The sequence below is a fragment of the Rhizobium viscosum genome, assembly GCF_014873945.1.
Classification (GTDB): domain Bacteria; phylum Pseudomonadota; class Alphaproteobacteria; order Rhizobiales; family Rhizobiaceae; genus Rhizobium; species Rhizobium viscosum.
On sequence record NZ_JADBEC010000002.1, the window covers coordinates 858145 to 877418 of the forward strand.

The 19274-nt window shown below is 60.9% G+C and carries 19 protein-coding genes and 1 pseudogene; 19 read left to right on the top strand and 1 reads right to left on the bottom strand.

Translation table 11 applies throughout. The annotated features are described in order from the left end of the window. The first annotated feature begins 95 nt into the window (after positions 1 to 95). Positions 96 to 1151, top strand: a complete 1056-nt coding sequence (gene speB / locus H4W29_RS24795; RefSeq protein ID WP_192731504.1) for an agmatinase — start codon at positions 96 to 98, stop codon at positions 1149 to 1151. A gap of 171 nt (positions 1152 to 1322) precedes the next feature. Here the strand turns inward: speB and H4W29_RS24800 are convergent, their stop codons facing one another. Beyond that, positions 1323 to 2114 carry a GntR family transcriptional regulator gene (locus tag H4W29_RS24800; protein ID WP_192731505.1) on the bottom strand — a complete coding sequence of 264 codons (792 nt, stop codon included), beginning with the start codon at positions 2112 to 2114 and terminating at the stop codon, positions 1323 to 1325. 168 nt (positions 2115 to 2282) lie between these two features. Between H4W29_RS24800 and H4W29_RS24805 the strand changes: the two genes are divergently transcribed. The 18 genes and pseudogenes from H4W29_RS24805 to nuoF all read left to right on the top strand — a co-directional run bounded on the left by H4W29_RS24805 (position 2283) and on the right by nuoF (position 19257). Beyond that, positions 2283 to 3539 carry an ABC transporter substrate-binding protein gene (locus tag H4W29_RS24805; RefSeq protein ID WP_192731506.1) on the top strand — a complete coding sequence of 419 codons (1257 nt, stop codon included), beginning with the start codon at positions 2283 to 2285 and terminating at the stop codon, positions 3537 to 3539. A 109-nt stretch (positions 3540 to 3648) separates the two neighbouring features. Continuing rightward, entirely contained in the window at positions 3649 to 4743 is a 1095-nt protein-coding gene (locus tag H4W29_RS24810; protein WP_192731507.1) for an ABC transporter ATP-binding protein, read from the top strand. Then, positions 4740 to 5631 (top strand): annotated as a pseudogene (locus H4W29_RS24815) (carbohydrate ABC transporter permease). Before H4W29_RS24810 ends, H4W29_RS24815 begins: the two are co-directional and overlap by 4 nt. Positions 5632 to 5636: 5 nt before the next feature. Further along, positions 5637 to 6515, top strand: a complete 879-nt coding sequence (locus tag H4W29_RS24820; RefSeq protein ID WP_192731508.1) for a carbohydrate ABC transporter permease — start codon at positions 5637 to 5639, stop codon at positions 6513 to 6515. Positions 6516 to 6529: 14 nt separating this feature from the next. After that, positions 6530 to 7033 carry a GNAT family N-acetyltransferase gene (locus H4W29_RS24825; protein ID WP_192731509.1) on the top strand — a complete coding sequence of 168 codons (504 nt, stop codon included), beginning with the start codon at positions 6530 to 6532 and terminating at the stop codon, positions 7031 to 7033. Between the two features lie 456 nt (positions 7034 to 7489). Beyond that, positions 7490 to 7990 carry an NADH-quinone oxidoreductase subunit J family protein gene (locus H4W29_RS24830; RefSeq protein ID WP_192731510.1) on the top strand — a complete coding sequence of 167 codons (501 nt, stop codon included), beginning with the start codon at positions 7490 to 7492 and terminating at the stop codon, positions 7988 to 7990. Then, positions 7990 to 8292, top strand: coding sequence for an NADH-quinone oxidoreductase subunit NuoK (nuoK, locus tag H4W29_RS24835; protein WP_007819572.1), 303 nt, complete (start codon positions 7990 to 7992; stop codon positions 8290 to 8292). Before H4W29_RS24830 ends, nuoK begins: the two co-directional genes overlap by 1 nt. 5 nt (positions 8293 to 8297) lie before the next feature. Then, the gene (locus tag H4W29_RS24840; protein WP_192731511.1) at positions 8298 to 9761 is read left to right on the top strand and encodes a monovalent cation/H+ antiporter subunit D family protein; all 1464 of its coding nucleotides are present in this window, start codon (positions 8298 to 8300) and stop codon (positions 9759 to 9761) included. Continuing rightward, positions 9758 to 10012, top strand: coding sequence for a hypothetical protein (locus H4W29_RS24845; RefSeq protein ID WP_097615607.1), 255 nt, complete (start codon positions 9758 to 9760; stop codon positions 10010 to 10012). The genes H4W29_RS24840 and H4W29_RS24845 overlap by 4 nt, the downstream gene beginning before the upstream one ends. Further along, a complete protein-coding gene (locus H4W29_RS24850; RefSeq protein ID WP_192731512.1) occupies positions 10005 to 11777 on the top strand; it encodes a Na(+)/H(+) antiporter subunit D in 1773 nt (590 codons plus the stop codon). The genes H4W29_RS24845 and H4W29_RS24850 overlap by 8 nt, the downstream gene beginning before the upstream one ends. Positions 11778 to 11785: 8 nt before the next feature. Continuing rightward, positions 11786 to 13261: an NADH-quinone oxidoreductase subunit M gene (locus H4W29_RS24855; RefSeq protein ID WP_192731513.1), complete on the top strand. Its 1476-nt coding sequence runs from the start codon at positions 11786 to 11788 to the stop codon at positions 13259 to 13261. After that, positions 13258 to 14697: an NADH-quinone oxidoreductase subunit N gene (locus H4W29_RS24860; RefSeq protein WP_192731514.1), complete on the top strand. Its 1440-nt coding sequence runs from the start codon at positions 13258 to 13260 to the stop codon at positions 14695 to 14697. The genes H4W29_RS24855 and H4W29_RS24860 overlap by 4 nt, the downstream gene beginning before the upstream one ends. Before the next feature lie 130 nt (positions 14698 to 14827). Next, on the top strand, positions 14828 to 15193 hold the full coding sequence (locus H4W29_RS24865) for an NADH-quinone oxidoreductase subunit A (RefSeq protein ID WP_192731515.1): 366 nt from the start codon (positions 14828 to 14830) through the stop codon (positions 15191 to 15193). Further along, on the top strand, positions 15181 to 15684 hold the full coding sequence (locus H4W29_RS24870; RefSeq protein WP_192731516.1) for a NuoB/complex I 20 kDa subunit family protein: 504 nt from the start codon (positions 15181 to 15183) through the stop codon (positions 15682 to 15684). Before H4W29_RS24865 ends, H4W29_RS24870 begins: the two co-directional genes overlap by 13 nt. Continuing rightward, positions 15681 to 16217 (top strand): NADH-quinone oxidoreductase subunit C, encoded by a 537-nt coding sequence (locus H4W29_RS24875; RefSeq protein ID WP_192731517.1) that lies wholly within the window; start codon positions 15681 to 15683, stop codon positions 16215 to 16217. Before H4W29_RS24870 ends, H4W29_RS24875 begins: the two co-directional genes overlap by 4 nt. A gap of 29 nt (positions 16218 to 16246) precedes the next feature. Beyond that, positions 16247 to 17461: an NADH dehydrogenase (quinone) subunit D gene (gene nuoD, locus H4W29_RS24880; RefSeq protein ID WP_192731518.1), complete on the top strand. Its 1215-nt coding sequence runs from the start codon at positions 16247 to 16249 to the stop codon at positions 17459 to 17461. Positions 17462 to 17477: 16 nt separating this feature from the next. Beyond that, entirely contained in the window at positions 17478 to 17987 is a 510-nt protein-coding gene (gene nuoE, locus H4W29_RS24885) for an NADH-quinone oxidoreductase subunit NuoE (protein WP_192731519.1), read from the top strand. 4 nt (positions 17988 to 17991) lie between these two features. Continuing rightward, positions 17992 to 19257: an NADH-quinone oxidoreductase subunit NuoF gene (gene nuoF, locus H4W29_RS24890; RefSeq protein ID WP_192731520.1), complete on the top strand. Its 1266-nt coding sequence runs from the start codon at positions 17992 to 17994 to the stop codon at positions 19255 to 19257. Positions 19258 to 19274 lie beyond the last annotated feature (17 nt).

Consider the following 19274-nt stretch of genomic DNA (forward strand, 5'->3'; position numbering starts at 1 on the left):
TCGATTTCTCTTTGATCCCGATTGCTACAACGATACCAATGGCTTTCTCAACCTCTTTGTTGGGCGAGACGAAACTGAAGCGGAGACGCATGCTGATGGTATGGGACAAAATGCGGCTTGAGCAGTTGCGCGCGGAATTTGCGGATACCAATGGCGGCGAGATTTTCGATGAGAAGTTTCGGAAAGTAGCGGAGAAGATCATCTCCAAAAATGGCACGCGACTGGCGCCCTATTCTGGAGTGCCAACCTTCCTCAGCGCCCCCCATATGCAGGTGGCTGCCGAAGAGCCGGACTTCGGCAATCTCCAGGTTGCAATCACCGGAATCCCGATGGATCTTGGCGTCACCAATCGTCCAGGCTCCCGTTTTGGACCGCGCGCCCTTCGCGCCATCGAAAGGATTGGCCCATACAATCACGTTCTCGGCACGGCCCCGGTTTTTGATCTCCGGGTCGCCGACATCGGCGACGTATCGTTCCAGAGCCGTTACCGGCTGGAGCTCAGCCACGACGACATCGAAAAGCGCATTGGCCAAATCGTCGAGGCTGGCGTCGCACCGCTTTCCGTCGGAGGCGATCATTCCATCACCCATCCGATTTTGAAGGCCGTCGGCCGCCAACAGCCGGTTGGCCTCATCCATATCGATGCCCATTGCGACACAAGCGGTGCGTTCGATCAGACAAAGTTTCATCACGGCGGGCCGTTCCGCAATGCCGTATTGGACGGCGTGCTCGATCCGACGAGGACGATCCAGATCGGCATCCGTGGTTCGGCGGAATATTTATGGGAATTCTCCTATAAGTCGGGAATGACCGTGATCCACGCAGAGGAGATCAGCGGAATGGGGATCGCGGCGGTCGTCGCCAAGGCAAAATCCATCGTCGGCGACGGCCCGACCTATCTTTCCTTCGATGTCGACAGTCTCGATCCGAGCTTTGCGCCCGGCACTGGCACTCCCGAGGTTGGCGGATTGACCACGCGTGAAGTCCTTGAACTGATACGAGGACTGAAAGGGGTAAACCTGGTGGGTGGTGACGTCGTCGAAGTTGCCCCGCAATATGACGCGACGACCAACACAGCGCATGCCGCGGCGCAGGTGCTTTTTGAAGTTTTGAGCCTAATGGTATTCAGCCCGTCGATCGGCAGACACTAAGCATTCTGTTCAACGAATGCGAGCTATTGCGGGCAGTCTCCAGGCCAAGCTGTTGCGCGCCAATGTCCTTCGCGAGATTATTCGGATCTACCTCGGTTCCGGCTGACGTTTCAGGTAACTGAATGCGCGCAATGATCCCGAGCGGCAATCACCGGAGCAGGACAGAGTGGCTCAGTACTGCGTGAAATCGCCCGATTCCGATTGAAGCAGCGTCAGCGGATAGCGCGCAGGATGATGGACCAGCGCCGTCAGGTTGACCGGGCGATTGCGATCGTCGAAAGCGATCTGATCCACGGTGAGAACCGCGGCTGGCGGAGGCAGCTCGAGCATCGCAGCCTCCTCATCTGTCGCAAGGCGCGCGCTCAACGTTGTCTGCCCGCGTTTCGGATGAATGCTATAGCGCTCGCGAAGTTCAGCATAAAGCGACCGGTTGGCAACGGCCCAGTCGAGATCAAGCAGGCCCGGAACGCGGGCCGCCGGTATCCAATCGATCTGGACAACGGCAGGTATGTTGTCCAGAAGACGAAGCCTTGACAAGAGAACCACCTCGGCGCCCGGCGCCAGGAAAAGCGGACGGCTCACCTCGAGCGGCGCATGCACGATGCTGGCCTCGATCAGCCGATGGCCGGGACTTCGCCCGTTCGCTATCGCGATGCTGGTGAAGCTTTTCAGAACCTGCAGTTCAAAGCCGCCGCCACGCTCGGCGACGTAGAGACCTTTTCCCGGCTGGCTGTGTATCACGCCCTGCTGAATCAACTCGCGGACGGCATGGCGCACGGTGATCCGGCTGACATTGTAGAGATCGACGAGTTCCCGTTCTGACGGCAGCTTGCCGCGCAGCGGCAGCTTGCCATCGCGGATGGACGCCAGAAGAGCTTCGTAGACCTGCCTGTGCAAGGGGCGAGGATCGTTGCGGTCGATGCCGCCCTGTGGCGCGATGAATGATGCCGGCGCTTGCTGCATCTTTGAATCCGATCCTGTGCTGTGCGGAGCACTCTTGCCGTTTTGTATCTTCGATGCAACCGCCAGCAAAGTCCATGTTGACATGACTGGTCATAACCAGTCCTATTGAAGCAAGGAGACAGAGAGCTCCGCATAATGCCGAAGCGTTATCAACGAAGGGAACAATCGATGCTGAAGAAAAGCCTTGCCGCATTGGCGATATCTGCTGCCCTCTGGGGTAGCAGCGCACATGCCGAAACCATTTCCGTGTTTTGCTCGCCAACGGAATTCGAGCTCTGCACGAACGTTGCCAATGCCTGGAAGGAAAAGACGGGCAATGAGGCCAAGATCAACAAGATGCCCGCGCTTCTCGACGACGCGATCCCGATCTATCAGCAGCTGCTCGCCGCCAAATCCAAGGACGTCGACGTTCTTTTCCTCGATGTGATCTGGCTCGGCATGTTCAAGAGCAACCTGCTCGACCTCAAGACAATGATCCCGCAGGCAGACCAGGACAAGCATTTCGCCTCGACACTCAACGCGGCCAAACTCGACGGCAATCTCATTGCCATGCCGGCCTATATGGACGTCGGGCTCATGTTCTACCGCAAAGACCTGCTCGAAAAATACGGCAAGGCGGCGCCGAAGACCTGGGACGAGCTGGCTGCCACCGCCAAGGAAATTCAGGACAAGGAGAGGGCTGCAGGCTCGGCCGACATGTGGGGCTATGCCTGGCAGGCCAAGAGCTATGAAGGCCTGACCTGCGACGCGATCGAGCTTGTTGCTTCCAACGGTGGCGGCACCATCATTTCCGACGACGGAAAGGTGACCATCGACAACCCGCAGGCTGCCGCGGCGCTCGAAAAGGCGAAGGGCTGGATCGGCTCGATCAGCCCTGAGGGCGTCCTCAACTATGATGAGGAGCAGTCGCGTGCGGTCTTCGAATCCGGCAACGCGGTCTTCCACCGCAATTGGCCCTATGTCTGGGGCACTTCGCATGAAAAGGGGAGCAATATCGTCGACAAGGTCGGCGTGATGCCCCTGCCGGTCGGCAAGCAAGGCGAAAAGTCGAGCGGATGCCTTGGCCCGATGTATTACGGCGTCAACAAATACAGCGCCAAGCCCGAGGTGGCGGCCGACTTTGTGAACTTCATCACCGGCCCTGATATGCAGAAGATGCGTGCCCTGAAGGCGGCTCTCAACCCGTCGATCCAGGCGCTCTACAGCGATCCGGAAGTTCTTGAGAAGATACCCTTCCTCAAGGATAACCAGCAGGCCTTCGCCGATAGCGCCGTGCGCCCGTCCGGCTACACCGGCACCAGCTACAACCGCGTTTCGCAGGCTTTCTACCGTTCGGTCCACGACATGCTTTCCGGCGGTGCCGAGGTCAAGTCCAGCTTGACATCGCTGGCCGGGCGGCTTGAGAAACTGAAGGAAAGCCGCTGACGCTCTCCGGATGTCCGGCGGCGGGAACGACCCGCTGCCGGAATGCGTCACTGCCTCGCCACCAAACACGGTGGCGCGCCCTCTGCCGTCTCATACCCTCAGGTGAACAATGGCATCGGTTTCGCTCGAATCCGTTTCGAAGAATTTTGGTACGCATACTGTTATCCAGAATGTCGACCTGCAGATTATCGACGGCGAGTTTGTCGTTTTCGTCGGTCCCTCCGGTTGCGGCAAGTCAACGCTTTTGCGCATCGTCGCCGGCCTGATCTCTGCGTCGAACGGTGTGGTGAGGATCGGCGGCGACGACGTGACTGATGTGCCTGCCTCCCAGAGAGGCGTAGCCTTCGTCTTCCAGTCTTACGCGCTCTATCCGCATATGAACGTTGCGCGCAATATCGGCTTCGCGCTTGAGACCCTCGGCATGAACAGGGCCGCTATCAGCGAGAAAGTGCGGTCGGTCGCACGGATGCTGAAGGTCGATCATCTGCTCGAACGCCGGCCGCGTGAGTTGTCCGGCGGACAGCGCCAGCGCGTGGCGATCGGCCGGGCCCTGGTACGCCAGCCCGAAATCTTCCTCTTCGATGAGCCGCTGTCCAATCTCGATTCGGATCTGCGAATGGAGATGCGCATGGAGATCGCCAAGCTCCACGACGATCTGCAGACGACGATGATCTATGTCACCCATGACCAATCGGAAGCGATGACGCTTGCCGACCGGATCGTCGTTCTCAATCACGGACGCATCGAGCAGGTCGGCACACCGAAGGAACTCTACCACAGCCCCGACAACCGCTTTGTTGCAGGCTTCATCGGCAGCCCCCGCATGAACTTCCTGTCGGTACAGGCAACATCAACCAAAGTGACTGGACCGGGCGGTCTCGTCATCGACGCAGGTACCGAGGGCCAAACCATCACCGAAATCGGCATACGGTCGGAAGCGATCCAGCTGGTGAAGGCTGGGGATGGGCGAATGACCTGCGTGCTCGAACGTATTGAGGATCTTGGCCACGAGCATTTCGCCTATTGCCGCATCAACGGCGACGTCATCTGGGTTGTCCGCGTCAATGTCGAGCCGCCAAAGGAACTGATCGGCAAGGAGGTCGGCCTGAATTTCCGGGATGCTGCGATCTTTGCCTTCGCCGCCGACGGAAAACGCCTCATTCTCAATCGCCAGGCCGGCGCGATCGAAGGAGCGTGGCAATGAGTGCCCGGCTCGCCCGCCGCGACCATCGTGCGGCCTGGCTGTTTCTGCTGCCGGTTATCATCGTCATGCTGGTCGTCGCCCTCTGGCCGCTCGGCCGAACCTTCTTCTTCGCCTTCACAGATGCCTATCTTGACGACCCCTCCGTCTATTCAATGACGGGGATCGACAACTTCCTTGAGGTCATCAACGACCGCAGCTGGTGGATTGCCGTCAAGAACACGCTGATCTTCACGGCTATCTCGGTTGCGATCGAGACAGTTCTCGGCCTGGCAATCGCGCTCCTCGTCAATGAAGCCATTCCGGGCCGCGGGCTGGCGCGCGCCGCCATCCTCGTTCCCTGGGCGATCCCGGTCGTCGTCTCGACGAAGATCTGGGAATGGATGCTCAACGACCAGTTCGGCGTTATCAATAAGCTCCTCATCGGGCTTGGCCTCATCGATCATGGTGTTCCCTGGACGGCGAGCGGATCGCTGCTGATGGGCGTCGTGATCTTCGTCGACGTGTGGATGACGACCCCGTTCATGGTTCTGCTCATCCTGGCAGGCCTGCAAACTGATATCATCGGAGATATTCGAGGCAGCGGAGGTCGACGGCATTCCCGCATGGAAGCGCTTCTGGTCGATCACCCTGCCGATGCTGCGCCCGGCGATCGGCGTAGCGGTCCTCTTCCGCGTCCTCGATGCGTTGAGGATGTTCGACCTTGCCTATGTGATGGCGGCGAGCAACGAGAGCGTCATGACCGTCTCCATCTACGCGCGCGACCGGCTGATCAGCTTCCAGGAGCTCGGCATCGGTTCGGCGGCATCGACCTGGGTCTTCCTGCTCGTCGCGCTTGTCGCCATCATCATCATCGGGGTCCTTCGCCTCGACAGAGCCGCGGGGACCTGAGCGACATGGCCGATGCAATCATCCCGAAGACCGTCCGCAAGCCTGCCTCCTACTTCCGGATGCGGCGCCGTGTCGTGCGAAGCCTGCAGATCCTGGCCCTTTTGCTCGTCCTGTTCTATACGCTGTTTCCCTATTATTGGGCCTTCGTTTCCTCGACGAAGCAAGGCTCGGCGCTCTATCAATCCGCGCTGATGCCGGCGTTCGATTTCACCTACTATCGCCAGCTGATCGACAATCCTGTTTTCATGGGCTCGCTGCTGAACTCGGCCTATGTCGCGGTCTCAACCACTTTCCTGTCGCTCGTCATCGGGCTTAGCGCCGCTTACGCATTGGGGCGCATCGACTTTCCGCAACGGCGCACCATCCTCATGATCGTGCTGATGATCTCGATCTTCCCGCAGGTCGTTGTCCTCTCCGGCATGTTCGAGCTGATCAACTGGATGGGTCTGTTCAACCGGCCAAGCGCACTCGTCCTTACCTATCTTCTGTCGACCGTGCCCTTCACGACCTGGATCCTGACTACCTTCATCCGCGAATTTCCAAGGGAGCTGGAAGAGGCTGCGATCATCGACGGCTGCTCACATTTCAGAATTCTGACGAAGATCCTGCTGCCGCTCATGGGACCTTCGCTCGCCAGCACCGGCATTCTTGCCTTCATTCTGGCGTGGAACGAGTTTCTCTTCGCACTGACCTTCACCCTGACGGACGAGAACCGGACCGTGCCGGTCGCGATCGGCCTGATCGCAGGCAATAGCCGGTACGAATATCCGTTCGGTCAGATCATGGCCGCATCCGTTACCGTGACGCTGCCGCTGATCATCGTCGTATTGATCTTCCAGAGACGTATCGTTGCCGGCCTGACGGCAGGCGCCATCAAAGGCTGACAAAGGAGTAAACCGTGGACATGCTGGTAAAACTCTACGAGCTGAAGGCCGATCCTGAGCTCGATGCGCGCATCGCCGAACAGGGCATCACCATCCGGCGCGTCCTTGCCCCGGAGTTGAACGCTCTGACGACCTGGATCGAGCCGCGCTTCGGATCCGGCTGGGTCGCGGAAGCGACGGTTGCCACCATGCGCCAGCCGCCCACTTGCTTCATCGCAATCCAGAACGACGAACTCATCGGCTTTGCGTGCCACGACGCAACCGCGAAGGGCTTCTTCGGGCCGACCGGCGTCGATACCGCCGCCCGCGGCAAAGGTGTTGGCCACGCTCTGCTGCTGACAACACTTCTCGATATGTACGCGCAGGGGTATGCCTACGGGGTAATTGGAGGTGCCGGTCCAATGGAGTTCTACCGTCGAAGCGTCGGGGCAGTTCCGATCGAAGGCTCGGAACCAGGCATCTATCGCGGCATGCTGCCGTTTGCCGAGCCGAAAGGGATTTCGGAATCGGGCCACTAGGTCTGGTCGAGACAGCCAGCCGCCGCCTCTCAAGGGCTAACCCTCGTTCGAGATATATGTCCTGACGGATCGTCGCAAGACCGGACTGCAGGTCCTTGTTATCTGCAAAGCGCGGATCATCCGCCTCGAAGGCTGTGACGCCGGCGCGGAAGCTGTCGACAACAAAGGTTAGGAGGCCGCACAACAAGCTCACGGCGAGACAGAGATCAATAGACCACCACCTCGCCGCTAACAGCCACGCAAGATCCCCGCTCGCTATGGCGCTGTCGAGAGAGCGTGCTTCGCGAGCTGCCTTCGCCACATCAGGGCTTGGCCTAGTTTTACTCCCCGATGACAATAATCTTGTGAAAAATCCGATACTAGGGCACAATTTGCGAAGGCATCTGAAGTTGCGGCGCAATCTCAAATCCGGCCATCTCACGCCGAGTGACAGTTCGCGCCGGAGGGTCGGCGTCGATGGATCAGGGGTTCTTTCTTCTGTTCGCTGCGGTATCCGTGATCACGGCCCTGACGGTGGTCCTGGCGCGCAATCCGGTTCACAGCGCATTGGCACTGATGGCGTGTTTCCTGCAGGTCTCGGCAATCTTCGTCTTGCTCGCCGCACCGTTGCTCGCGGTCATTCAAATCTTCGTCTATGTCGGCGCGATCATGGTCCTGTTCCTGTTCGTGATCATGATGATCGATGTGCGCGAGGCGGTGTTGCAGCGGTTCTTGCCGGGCGGCAACCTCCCGGCTCTAGTGCTGCTCGTCCTCCTCGGAGCCGAGATGCTCGTGCTGGTGCTTTGGAGCGACCGTTTTTCGGTCATGGAGCCTGCCGCCATGGGTGGCGGCGATGACATCAGGCAGCTTAGCACAGCACTTTTCGCCGACTATCTCCTGCCGTTTGAAACCGCCTCCGTAATCCTGCTGGCGGCCTTGGTCGGCGCCATCATGCTGGCGCGGAAGGAGCAGGGGTGATGGTTCCGCTCTGGTGGTATATTGTGCTCGGAGTGGTCCTGTTCGTGATCGGAGCGGCGGGTGTGCTGCTCAGGCGCAATATTCTCGTCGTACTGATGTCGCTGGAGCTGCTGCTCAACTCGGTCAACATCAATTTCATCGCTTTCGGGCGCTACCACGCCGATTTCCGCGGGCAGATCTTCGCGATCTTCGTCATCGCAATCACCGCGGCAGAGGTTGCCGTCGCCCTCGGTATCCTTGTCGCCCTCGTGAGGAACAAATCCACCCTCAAGGTCGACGACGTGACGGTGATGAAAGGATAGCGGCTTTGGACCCGGTTGTATCGATCCGGCCGTTGCTTGCCATCACCGTCGCCGGTCTGGCAGCCCTTGCAGTTCTCCTTTTGAATAACCGTGAGAGACTTCGCGATCTGGTCTCGCCGTCGGCCGCGATCGCCATGTTCGCGATTGTCGTGTCGATGGCGCCCACGGTGCTGGCGGGCGGGACGGTCGAATTGCGCCTGTTCGAGATTCTGCCGGGGATCGACTTTGCTTTCCGGGTCGATGCGCTCGGCATGGTGTTTGCCACCGTCTCGTCGCTGCTGTGGATCGTGGCGGCGATCTATTCCATCGGCTACATGCGTCATTTGAACGAGCATGCGCAGACCCGGTTCTTCGCCTGCTTCGCCAGCAGTCTTGCGGCCGCCGCCGGGGGTGCCTTCGCCGCCAATCTGTTTACGCTGGTGATCTTCTACGAAGTGCTCAGCCTCGTTACCTATCCGCTCGTCTACCACCACGAGGACGAGGAGGGATGGAGAGGCAGCCGCAAGTACCTCGTCTATCTGATGGGCGCCTCGAAAAGCGCGCTGCTCGCCGCACTGGCGCTGACCTACCATATTGCGGGGTCGCTCGACTTTGTCGCGGGGGGGCTGCTGGCGGGGAGCAATGCCTCGGCGGCACTGCTGACGGTCGTCTATTTCTGCTATCTTTTCGGCTTCGCCAAGGCCGCTGTGATGCCGATGCACGCCTGGCTGCCCGCCGCGATGGTCGCGCCGACGCCGGTCAGCGCGCTTTTGCATGCAGTGGCGGTGGTCAAGATGGGCGTGTTCTGCGTGCTGCGGGTGGTGTTCCATGTCTTCGGCACGGGGCTGGTGGGCGGGCTGGGCCTCGGCATCGCCACGGCCTATCTGGTTTCGTTCACGATCCTGATGGCGTCGGTTTACGCCCTGACGCGGGACGACCTGAAGGCCAGGCTCGCCTATTCGACGGTCAGCCAGCTCTCCTACATCGTGCTGGGCGCGGTTCTGTTGTCGCCGGTCGCGATGGTCGGCGGGATCATCCACATCGCGGCGCACGCATTCTCCAAGATCACGCTCTTTTTCTGCGCCGGCTCGATTTATTGTGCGTCGGGCAAGCGTAACATCAGCGACATGGCTGGTATCGGCCGCAAGCTGCCCTGGACGATGGGGGCATTTTTCGTTGCCTCGCTCAGCATGATTGGCGTGCCGCCAACCGCGGGCTTCGTCAGCAAGTGGTATCTGGCGGAGGGCGCCGTGGCGGCGGGAGAGACCGCGTTCCTGGTCGTCATCCTGGTGAGCTCGGTCCTGAACGCTGCCTATTTCCTGCCGGTCAGCTATGCCGCCTTCTTCCAGGCGGAGAGGCAGGAGAGCCAGACGACGGTCCGTGAAATTCCATTGGTCACGATTCCGCTGGTCGCGACGGCGATCCTGTCGGTGCTGATGGGCGTTTTCCCGGGCTATTTTCTCACCCTGGCAGACGGAGTGATCCGATGATCAAGCGTGTCGTCGACTTCTTTGGTGACGAGCAATATGCGAGGCCGCGCCGCCGACTGTTCTACCTCGTGCTCGTCCTGATCGTCGTCGCCGACTTTCTGGTCTTGCGCGAACACGCCGAATATCTGTGGGACAGCCTGCCGGGCTGGTCCGCCGTCTACGGCTTCGTCTCCTGCGTCCTGCTTATCTTCGTTTCCAAGTTTCTCGGCCATCGGGTCGGGCTGATGCGGCGCGAGGACTATTATGACTGACTTCATCCATCCGGCTCTGCTCTTTATTCTTGGCGCCCTGCCGATCCGATTCCTCAGCGGGTCGGTCCGCAAGGCCTATCTGCTTCTGATCCCTGCGCTGGCGATCCTTGCCGTGCTTGCGATGGAGCCGGGCAGCTATGGCGAAGCGCGGTTCATCGGGCAGGAGATCCTGATCGCGAAGGTGGACAAGCTCAGCATCGTCTTCGCCACCGTTTTCACCATCATGGCGCTGATCGGCATGGTCTACGCGCTGCACCTGACGGATGCCGGCCAGCACGTGGCGGCATTCGTCTATGTCGGCAGCGCGCTTGGCGTGGTGTTTGCCGGCGACTACCTGACCCTCTACCTGTTCTGGGAGGGCATGGCATTCGCTTCCGCCTATCTGGTCTTCGCGCAGCGTGGCGGGCCGGCGATCCGGGCCGGGTTCCGCTACCTCATGGTCCATATCACCGGCGGCGTCGTCCTGCTCGGCGGCATCATTTCCCACGGGCTCGCCACCGGTTCACTGCTTTTCGGCCCGATCGCAGGCCTCACCAACGGGGAAATGGGGGTCGGCGACTACCTGATCCTTGCCGGCTTCATCCTCAACGCGGCCGTGCCGCCGCTCAATGCCTGGCTGACCGATGCCTATCCGGAGGCGACCGTCACCGGGGCGGTGTTCATGAGCGCGTTTACCACCAAGACCGCCGTCTATGTGCTGGCGCGGGCGTTTCCGGGGACCGAGCTCCTGGTCTGGCTCGGCACCATCATGGCGCTCTACGGCGTCATCTACGCGGTGCTGGAGAACGATTGCCGGCGGCTTCTCGCCTATCACATCGTCAGCCAGGTAGGCTATATGATCGCGGGTATCGGCATCGGGACCGAGATGGCGGTGAACGGAGCCGCCAGCCACGCCTTCGCGCATATCCTCTACAAGGCGCTGCTGTTCATGGGTGCCGGGGCAGTCATCTACGTCACCGGCCGACGCAAGCTCACCGAGCTCGGAGGGCTTTACAAGACCATGCCGCTGACCGTGGCGCTTTACATGGTCGGCGCCTTCGCGATCTCGGCCTTCCCGTTCTTCTCGGGTTTCGTCACCAAATCGATGGTGATAGCGGCCGCGGGAGCGGATCACCGCGCGCTGGTGGTGCTGGCGCTGACCATGGCATCGTCCGGGACGTTCCTGCACACCGGCCTCAAGCTTCCCTATTACATGTTCTTCGGGACGGACCGGAAACTGGAGGCGCGGGAGCCGCCGCGCAACATGCTGATTGCCATGGGCATGGCGGCGGTGCTCTGCATTGCGATCGGGGTGTTCCCCCAGCCGCTCTATGCGCTTCTGCCCTATCCGGTGGATTTCGAACCCTATACGGGCCTGCACGTCATGGAGAGCCTCGGGCTGCTGATGTTCACCGCCCTGGGGTTCGTGCTGTTCCTCTGGGCGCTCGATCCCGAGAACACGATCAGCCTCGACACCGACTGGTTTTATCGCAAGGGTGCGCGGGCCTTCATGTGGCTCGCCGAAAAGCCGCTGGCGCTCTATGAGCAGGCGGTGAGCAATGTCTCCGAGACCGCGGCGCTGCCCTTGCTGCACGGCGCGGCGCGGGCAGGCCTCCGGCTCGATCTTGCCGGCGTGGATGCCGTCGTGAATGGCATTGCCCACTCGATCCTGCACGGCGGTGGGCGGCTCAGGCGGCTCCAGACGGGCGTCGTGACCCATTACGTGCTGGCGATGGTCGTCGGTCTGATCGCAGCCATCGTCGTCTTCGTCGTGGCGTGGCGGTAGGGGGTGCCATGGGCTTCCCCTTGCTCAGCTTCATCATATTCACACCCGTCGCCGGGGCCGCAGTTCTGATGTTCCTGCGCGGTGACGATGCGGCGCGGTGGACTGCGCTCTCTTTCACCGTCCTCGACCTTGCTCTATGCATCGCCATGCTGGTCGGCTTCGACACCACGACCCATGCCATGCAGTTCACCGAGACGCGCCCGTGGGTGCCTGCGCTCGGGATCAATTATGCGCTTGGCATCGACGGAATCAGCGCGCTCTTCGTGTTCCTGACCGCACTGTTGGGGTCGATCTGCGTGCTCGCCTCCTGGGTCGCGATCGACCGCAAGGTGAAGGAATTCATGATCTGCCTGCTCTCCATGCAGGCGCTGATGCTCGGGGTCTTCTGCGCGCTCGATCTGTTCCTCTTCTACGTCTTTTGGGAGGCGATGCTGATCCCGATGTACCTCATCATCGGCGTCTGGGGCGGCGAGGGCCGGGTCTATGCGGCGATCAAGTTTTTCCTCTACACGCTGGCGGGCAGCCTCCTGTTCCTGATCGGTGTCATCGTGCTCTATTTCTACGGTGGCAGAACCTTCGATATCCTCGCCTTGACAGAGCAGGATTTGCCGTTCCGGATCCAGTCCTGGCTGTTCTTCGCCTTCCTGATCGCGTTTGCGGTCAAGGTGCCGATGGTGCCGGTCCATACCTGGCTGCCGGACGCCCATGTGCAAGCGCCGACGGCGGGCAGCATCATCCTCGCCGGCGTGCTCCTGAAGATGGGCGCCTACGGATTCCTGCGGTTCTCGCTGCCGATGCTGCCAGAGGCATCGATGTATTATTCGACGCTGATGCTGGCGCTTTCGGGGCTTGCGATCGTCTATGGCGGGTTGCTCGCGCTGGCGCAGGACGATCTGAAGAAGCTGGTGGCCTATTCCAGCATCAGCCATATGGGCTTCGTGACGCTGGGGATTTTTGCGCTGAACCTCCGCGGGCTCGAGGGCGGCATCCTGCAGATGTTCAATCATGGCGTGACGACAGGCGCCCTGTTCCTGTTCGTCGGGCTGATTTACGAGCGGACCCATACCCGCAGCATCGCCGACTATGGCGGATTGATGAAGGTGGCGCCGGTCTACACGACGTTTCTGGCACTGTTTACCCTGTCGTCGATGGCGCTGCCGGGAACGAATTCGTTCGTGGGCGAGTTGCTGGTGCTGTCAGGCGGGTTTGCGGCCAACCTGGTCGCCGGCTCGGCTGCCGTTTTGGGCGCATTGCTGGGGGCTGCCTATCTGCTCGGCATGTATGGGAAAGTCGCGCTTGGCCCGGCCAGCGTCGGCGCCCGTCTGACGATACGCGACGTGAACGCCCGTGAAATGGCTGCGATCCTGCCGCTGGCCGTCTTCGTACTCTGGGTCGGGCTCTATCCGAAACCCTTTCTCAACATCATCGATGCCTCGGTGAAGCATCTGCTGACACACGTGCACAGTAGGGGGAGCGGCCAATGACCGCCACCACGCTTTTCCAGTCGGCCCTGGCGAGCCTGCCCGAGATCGTGGTGATCACCGGCGCCTGCATCCTGTTGATCCTGGGACAGTTTGTACGAAAGGGACAGGAACATTTCCTTGTCTGGGCGTCGGTCGCGATCGTGTTGATTGCCGCCTTGGCGACACTCATGCTGGCGAGCGAGGTTCGGCCGGCCTACGCGGGCATGTTCATCGCCGACCGCTTCGCGGTGTTCTTCAAGTTCGTTTTCTACCTAGCCACCCTTCTGACATTCCTCCTTTCGCGAAAATATGCCGATATCGAAGGGATCGGGAGCAGCGAATACTATGTCCTGCTGCTCTTCGCACTTTCGGGCATGATGATCATGGCCTCGGCGACCGATCTCCTGTCGATCTATGTGGGCCTCGAACTGATGGTGATTTGCACCTATGTGCTGACCGGCTTCCTGCGGCGTGAGCGGCGGTCGAACGAAGCGGCACTGAAATACGTAATCCTTGGCGCGGTCTCGACCGGAATTTTCCTCTACGGCGTTTCGCTGGTCTACGGGCTCACCGGCACAACACAACTGGACGGGATGGCTGCGGCTGTGACCGGCGATCCGCTCGATCCCGGATTGTTGCTGGCGGTGGTCTTCATCGTCGCGGGGCTGGTCTTCAAGGTCGGCGCGGTTCCCTTTCATATGTGGCTGCCGGACGTCTATGAAGGCGCGCCGACGACGATCACCGCCTTCATGTCGACAGGCCCCAAGGCGGCGGGGTTCGCGGTGATCCTGCGGGTGTTCCTCAACCCTCTGGTCGCAGCCTCAAACGTCTGGATCATCGTCGCCGTCATTGCGGTGGTGACGATGGCGCTCGGCAGCTTCGTGGCGCTGGTCCAGGATAATTTCAAGCGGCTTCTGGCCTATTCCAGCATCGCCCATGCCGGCTTCGCCATTTTCGGCGTGGCCGCCGGAGGCGCCGATGGGGTCGCCAGCGTGATGCTCTATCTGCTGATCTACGCCTTCATGAATCTCGGCATTTTCGGCGCCGTCATCATGATGCGGAATGGCGATTTCTCGGGCGAGGTCATCGAAGACTATGCGGGTTTCGCCAAGTCACATCCGGGGCTGGCGCTTCTGATGCTGCTCTATCTCTTCTCGCTGGCCGGCATTCCGCCGACGGCCGGGTTCTTCGCCAAGTTCTACGTGCTGGTCGCCCTCGTCGAGCATGGTTTCGTCATGCTGGCGGTCATCGCCGTGCTGCTCAGCGCCGTCGCCGCCTATTTCTATATCCGCATCGTCATGGTGATCTACATGCGCGAGCCGAAGAGGGCGTTTGCCCCAGCGCTGACGCCCTTGGTGCGCGCCGCGCTGGCCGTCACCGCCGCCGGCACCATCGGCATCGGCCTATTTCCGTCGTGGTTTCTGAAGCTTGCCCAAGATTCGGTCTTTGGCGGGTGAGCGATTGGATTTGCAATGATCACACCGACGGAATAGACTTAAAGACAGAGGAAGGATTGCCCAAGTCGCGCAGCGCGCGTAACCGATTTGCCGGTTCGGAATGAGGTCGGTGGGCAACCGGTGCAGTGATATGACTGCAATGGAATTCTTGCCGGTTCTTTTCATGATCGCCGGAGTCGTTCTGGTGACGGGGGTGACGTTGTTCGTTTCCTCGCTGCTGCGCCCATCCAATCCCTATCCCGCCAAGAACATGCCCTATGAATGCGGCATGGACGCAGCGGGCGAGGCAGCGGCGGGCCGCTTCAGGGTGCCGTTCTTTATCCTCGCGATCCTGCTGGTCGTTTTCGATGTCGAAGCGATGTTCCTCTTCCCCTGGGCCGTCGTCCTGAAAGAGATCGGGCTGGTCGGCTATATCGAGATGTTCATCTTCATATTGCTGCTTCTCGTGGGCTTCGCCTACGCCTGGCTGAAAGGAGCGCTGGAATGGGAGGCGTAAACAACGCGATCCGCGACAGCGTGCTGTTCACCACGGCCGACAACATCATCAGTTGGAGCCGGAGATCGGCGCTGTGGCCGGAGACCTTCGGCATTGCCTGCTGCGCCATCGAGATGATCTCGGCCGGTTGCGCCCGCTACGATCTCGACCGGTTCGGCGTGGTGTTCCGTCCTTCGCCGAGACAATCCGACGTCATGATCATCGCCGGCACCGTGACCCGGAAATTCGCGCCGGTCGTGCGGCGGCTCTATGACCAGATGCCGGAACCGCGCTGGGTGATCGCCATGGGCACCTGCGCTATTTCGGGCGGGGTCTACAACACCTATGCCGTGGTGCAGGGGTCGGAAACCTTCGTGCCCGTCGATGTGCATGTGCCTGGCTGTCCGCCCCGGCCCGAGGCGCTGATGCACGGCTTCCTCCTGCTTCAAGAAAAGATCAAGAGGTCCCGGGCGCTCGCGGGCACACCTCTGGATCGGGTTATAGCGTCATGAGTGCGGAGCCGTCCCTCAATCGCGCTCCGATCATGGAGCGCTTCGGAGAAACAATCGAGGACCTCGGCACTGCGCACGGTATCGACGCCTTTGCCGTTCCGCCCGAGAGGATCGTCGAGTTCTGCCGGTTCCTGAAAGAGCATCCGGCGCTGCAATTCAATTTCCTCTCGGACATTTGCGGGGTCGATCATTATCCCGAAACGCCGCGGTTCGAGGCGGTCTACCATCTTTATTCGCTGCCCAACAGGTGGCGGGTCCGCATCAAGTGCCGGCTTGGCGATCCTCCTGAAGTGCCTTCGGTCACGGGGGTCTGGCGCACCGCCAACTGGCATGAGCGTGAGGCCTGGGACATGTATGGCATCCGGTTCGAGGGGCATCCCGATCTGCGCCGGATCTACATGTGGGAAGGCTTCGAGGGCTTTCCCCAGCGCAAGGATTTCCCCTTAAGGGGTTATAAGGACAAGTTGAACCCCTTCGGTGCCGAAGGTCCGCCGCCAACACAGCCCGACCTTGCCACCAGGGACATTCCGTAAGGGAGGCCGTTCTACGCCGGAACGTTGAGATGACCGAAGTCACCGAGCTCAGCAGGCCTGAGGGTGAAGCGCTCAATACCAGGGAAGTGCTTCTCAACCTCGGTCCGCAGCACCCCAGCACCCATGGGGTTCTTCGGCTCGTCCTCGAACTGGACGGCGAGTTCGTCGAGCGCGTCGATCCGCATATCGGCTATCTCCATCGCGGCACCGAGAAACTGGCGGAGAGCTTCACCTATACCCAGATTTTCCCGCTGACGGATCGGCTCGACTATCTCTGTCCGCCCTCCAACAACCTCGCCTTCGCGCTGGCGGTGGAAAAACTCCTCGGCATAGAAGCGCCGATCCGGGCGCAATATATCCGCGTAATGATGGCCGAGTTGGCACGGATCTCCGGTCACCTCCTGATCACGGGGGCGCTGCCGATGGATCTCGGCGCCATGACCGCGCTGCTTTACGTCATGCGCGAGCGCGAAATGATCATGGATCTCCTGGAAATGATAACCGGCGCGCGCATGCACACGTCCTTCTGCCGGGTCGGCGGGGTACGCGAGGACCTGCCTGACGGATTCTTCCCCAAGATCCGGGAGTTTTGCGACATCTTCCCGAACCGGATCCGCGACTATGAGCGACTGCTCGAAGATAACCGGGTGTTTCTCAATCGCACGAAGGGGATCGGCGTGATCTCCGCCGAGGATGCTGTCGATCTCGGCCTCAGCGGTCCGAACCTGCGTGCTTCCGGTGTCGACTGGGACATCCGGCGCGATGAGCCCTACGAGATCTACGACCGGCTCGATTTCAACGTCATCACCCGTAACGAGGGCGATTGCTATGCGCGCTGGCGATGCCGCGTCGACGAGATGCGCGAAAGCATAGGTATCATCGAACAATGCATCGACCAGATGCCTGAGGGGCCGTTCCAGATCGACATGCCGACAATCGCCTTCCCGCTGGACAAGGATCGGGTGCACTGCTCGATGGAGGCGCTGATCCAGCATTTCGACCTGTCGGCCTACGGCTTCAAGGTGCCGAGGGGCGAGGTCTATTCGGCGATCGAGGCCCCAAAGGGGGAGCTTGGCTTCTACATCATCAGCGACGGGTCGCCAAAACCGTTCCGCATGAAGGTGCGGGCACCCTCGTTCGTCAATCTTCAGGCCCTCTTCGGGGTCACCAACGCCCGCTACCTGGCGGACATGATCGCTGTGCTCGGCAGCCTCGACCCTGTGATGGCGGAGGTGGACAAATAGCAAGGATTTGAATGCGATGACCATGCGCGAAAAGATCGAAGAGGCGGCGGCGCGGTATCCCGACCAGCGCTCTGCGATCATGCCCGCGCTCCTGATCGCGCAGGAAGAACATGGCCATCTGCCTGGGCCAGTGTTGGAAGAGGTCGCCGACATTCTCGGAGTCGAGCGGATCTGGGTCTACGAGTTGGCGACTTTCTACACCCTCTTCCATACCGAACCGGTGGGGATGTTCCACCTGCAGCTCTGTGACAATGTTTCCTGCATGCTGTGCGGATCGGAGGACCTGCTAGACCATCTGGAAACGGTGCTGGGGATCAGGAAAGGCGACACCACCCCGGACGGGCTGTTCACGCTTTCGACCGTCGAATGCCTCGGCGCCTGCGAGATGGCTCCGGTGATGCAAGTCGGCGACGATTACCACGCCCATCTTGATGTGGCGCGGATAAACGCACTGTTGGACAGCCTGCGGGCGACCGTGGGAGCCGCGAGCGTCGAGCACGCCTCTGCGCGGCTGCCGGGGGAGTAGCGCCATGTTCGGGCCGGTTCTTCTCAAGAATATCGATGTGGCGGACGGTCACCTGGTGTCGACCTACGAGGCTGGCGGCGGCTACCAGGCGCTGGAAAAGGCGCTGCGCGAGTACACGCCTGATGAGGTTATCGACCTCGTCAAACGGTCCAACCTGCGCGGTCGCGGCGGTGCCGGATTCCCGACAGGCATGAAATGGGGTTTCGTGCCGAAGCGCACGGGCAAGCCGACATATCTATGCTGCAACGCCGATGAGGGCGAGCCGGGCACGTTCAAGGACCGGATCATCATGGAGCGCGACCCGCATCAACTGATCGAGGGGCTGGCGGTAAGTGCCTACGCGATTGGGGCCGAAACCGCCTATGTCTACATTCGCGGAGAATATGTAACGGCGATCCGTCGTCTGCAGCAGGCGATCGCCGAGGCCCACGCAAAGGGCTATCTCGGAAAGCGCGTTCTGGGCTCGGATTTCAATTTCGCCGTACACATCCACTGCGGCGCCGGCGCCTATATCTGCGGCGAGGAAACCGCGATGCTCGAGTCGCTCGAGGGCAAGCGGGCGCAGCCGCGATTGAAGCCGCCATTTCCGGCCGTGGCCGGGCTCTACGCCAGCCCTACAGTGATCAACAATGTCGAGACGCTCGCTTGCGTGCCGCATATCATTATGCGGGGGTCGGACTGGTTTCGGGGCATCGGCCCGGACAAGAGCCCCGGCCCGAAGCTCTACTGCCTCAGTGGGCAGGTGCGCAAACCCGGCCTCTATGAGTTGCCGATGGGCATACAGCTGCGCGAACTGGTCGAGAACCACGCCGGCGGCGCGCTGCCGGGACGCAGAATCAAGGCGGTGATCCCGGGCGGGGTCTCAGCCCCGGTCATACCGGAGCACGGGCTGGAGGTGAGGATGGATTTCGACTCGCTGGCTGCCGCCGGCTCGATGCTCGGTTCGGCTGGCGTTATCGTGATCGACGACTCGACCTGCATGGTCAAGGTCGCCACCCGGATCATCGAGTTCTTCCACCATGAGTCCTGCGGCAAGTGCACGCCATGCCGGGAAGGATTGAACTGGGTTGTGAAGGTCCTGCGCCGGATCGAGGCCGGCGAAGGTGCTACCGGCGATCTGGAGCAGCTGGATATGCTCTGCAAAGGCATTTTCGGCAATACGTTCTGCGCTCTGGGCGACGGCGCGGCGATGGGATTGCGGGCCGCACTCGCGCATTTTCGCGCTGAGTTCGTTGCCCATATCGAGGACCGCAGGTGCCCCTTTCACTAAAGGCCTGCGCCGCGACA

What these genes read in the sequence shown, in the direction of transcription:
- speB (WP_192731504.1), top strand. Translation starts at nt 96, where the DNA reads ATGGTATGGGACAAAATGCGGCTTGAGCAGTTGCGCGCGGAATTTGCG.
- H4W29_RS24800 (WP_192731505.1), bottom strand. Translation starts at nt 2,114, where the DNA reads ATGCAGCAAGCGCCGGCATCATTCATCGCGCCACAGGGCGGCATCGAC.
- H4W29_RS24805 (WP_192731506.1), top strand. Translation starts at nt 2,283, where the DNA reads ATGCTGAAGAAAAGCCTTGCCGCATTGGCGATATCTGCTGCCCTCTGG.
- H4W29_RS24810 (WP_192731507.1), top strand. Translation starts at nt 3,649, where the DNA reads ATGGCATCGGTTTCGCTCGAATCCGTTTCGAAGAATTTTGGTACGCAT.
- H4W29_RS24820 (WP_192731508.1), top strand. Translation starts at nt 5,637, where the DNA reads ATGGCCGATGCAATCATCCCGAAGACCGTCCGCAAGCCTGCCTCCTAC.
- H4W29_RS24830 (WP_192731510.1), top strand. Translation starts at nt 7,490, where the DNA reads ATGGATCAGGGGTTCTTTCTTCTGTTCGCTGCGGTATCCGTGATCACG.
- nuoK (WP_007819572.1), top strand. Translation starts at nt 7,990, where the DNA reads ATGGTTCCGCTCTGGTGGTATATTGTGCTCGGAGTGGTCCTGTTCGTG.
- H4W29_RS24845 (WP_097615607.1), top strand. Translation starts at nt 9,758, where the DNA reads ATGATCAAGCGTGTCGTCGACTTCTTTGGTGACGAGCAATATGCGAGG.
- H4W29_RS24850 (WP_192731512.1), top strand. Translation starts at nt 10,005, where the DNA reads ATGACTGACTTCATCCATCCGGCTCTGCTCTTTATTCTTGGCGCCCTG.
- H4W29_RS24855 (WP_192731513.1), top strand. Translation starts at nt 11,786, where the DNA reads ATGGGCTTCCCCTTGCTCAGCTTCATCATATTCACACCCGTCGCCGGG.
- H4W29_RS24860 (WP_192731514.1), top strand. Translation starts at nt 13,258, where the DNA reads ATGACCGCCACCACGCTTTTCCAGTCGGCCCTGGCGAGCCTGCCCGAG.
- H4W29_RS24865 (WP_192731515.1), top strand. Translation starts at nt 14,828, where the DNA reads ATGACTGCAATGGAATTCTTGCCGGTTCTTTTCATGATCGCCGGAGTC.
- H4W29_RS24870 (WP_192731516.1), top strand. Translation starts at nt 15,181, where the DNA reads ATGGGAGGCGTAAACAACGCGATCCGCGACAGCGTGCTGTTCACCACG.
- H4W29_RS24875 (WP_192731517.1), top strand. Translation starts at nt 15,681, where the DNA reads ATGAGTGCGGAGCCGTCCCTCAATCGCGCTCCGATCATGGAGCGCTTC.
- nuoD (WP_192731518.1), top strand. Translation starts at nt 16,247, where the DNA reads ATGACCGAAGTCACCGAGCTCAGCAGGCCTGAGGGTGAAGCGCTCAAT.
- nuoE (WP_192731519.1), top strand. Translation starts at nt 17,478, where the DNA reads ATGACCATGCGCGAAAAGATCGAAGAGGCGGCGGCGCGGTATCCCGAC.
- nuoF (WP_192731520.1), top strand. Translation starts at nt 17,992, where the DNA reads ATGTTCGGGCCGGTTCTTCTCAAGAATATCGATGTGGCGGACGGTCAC.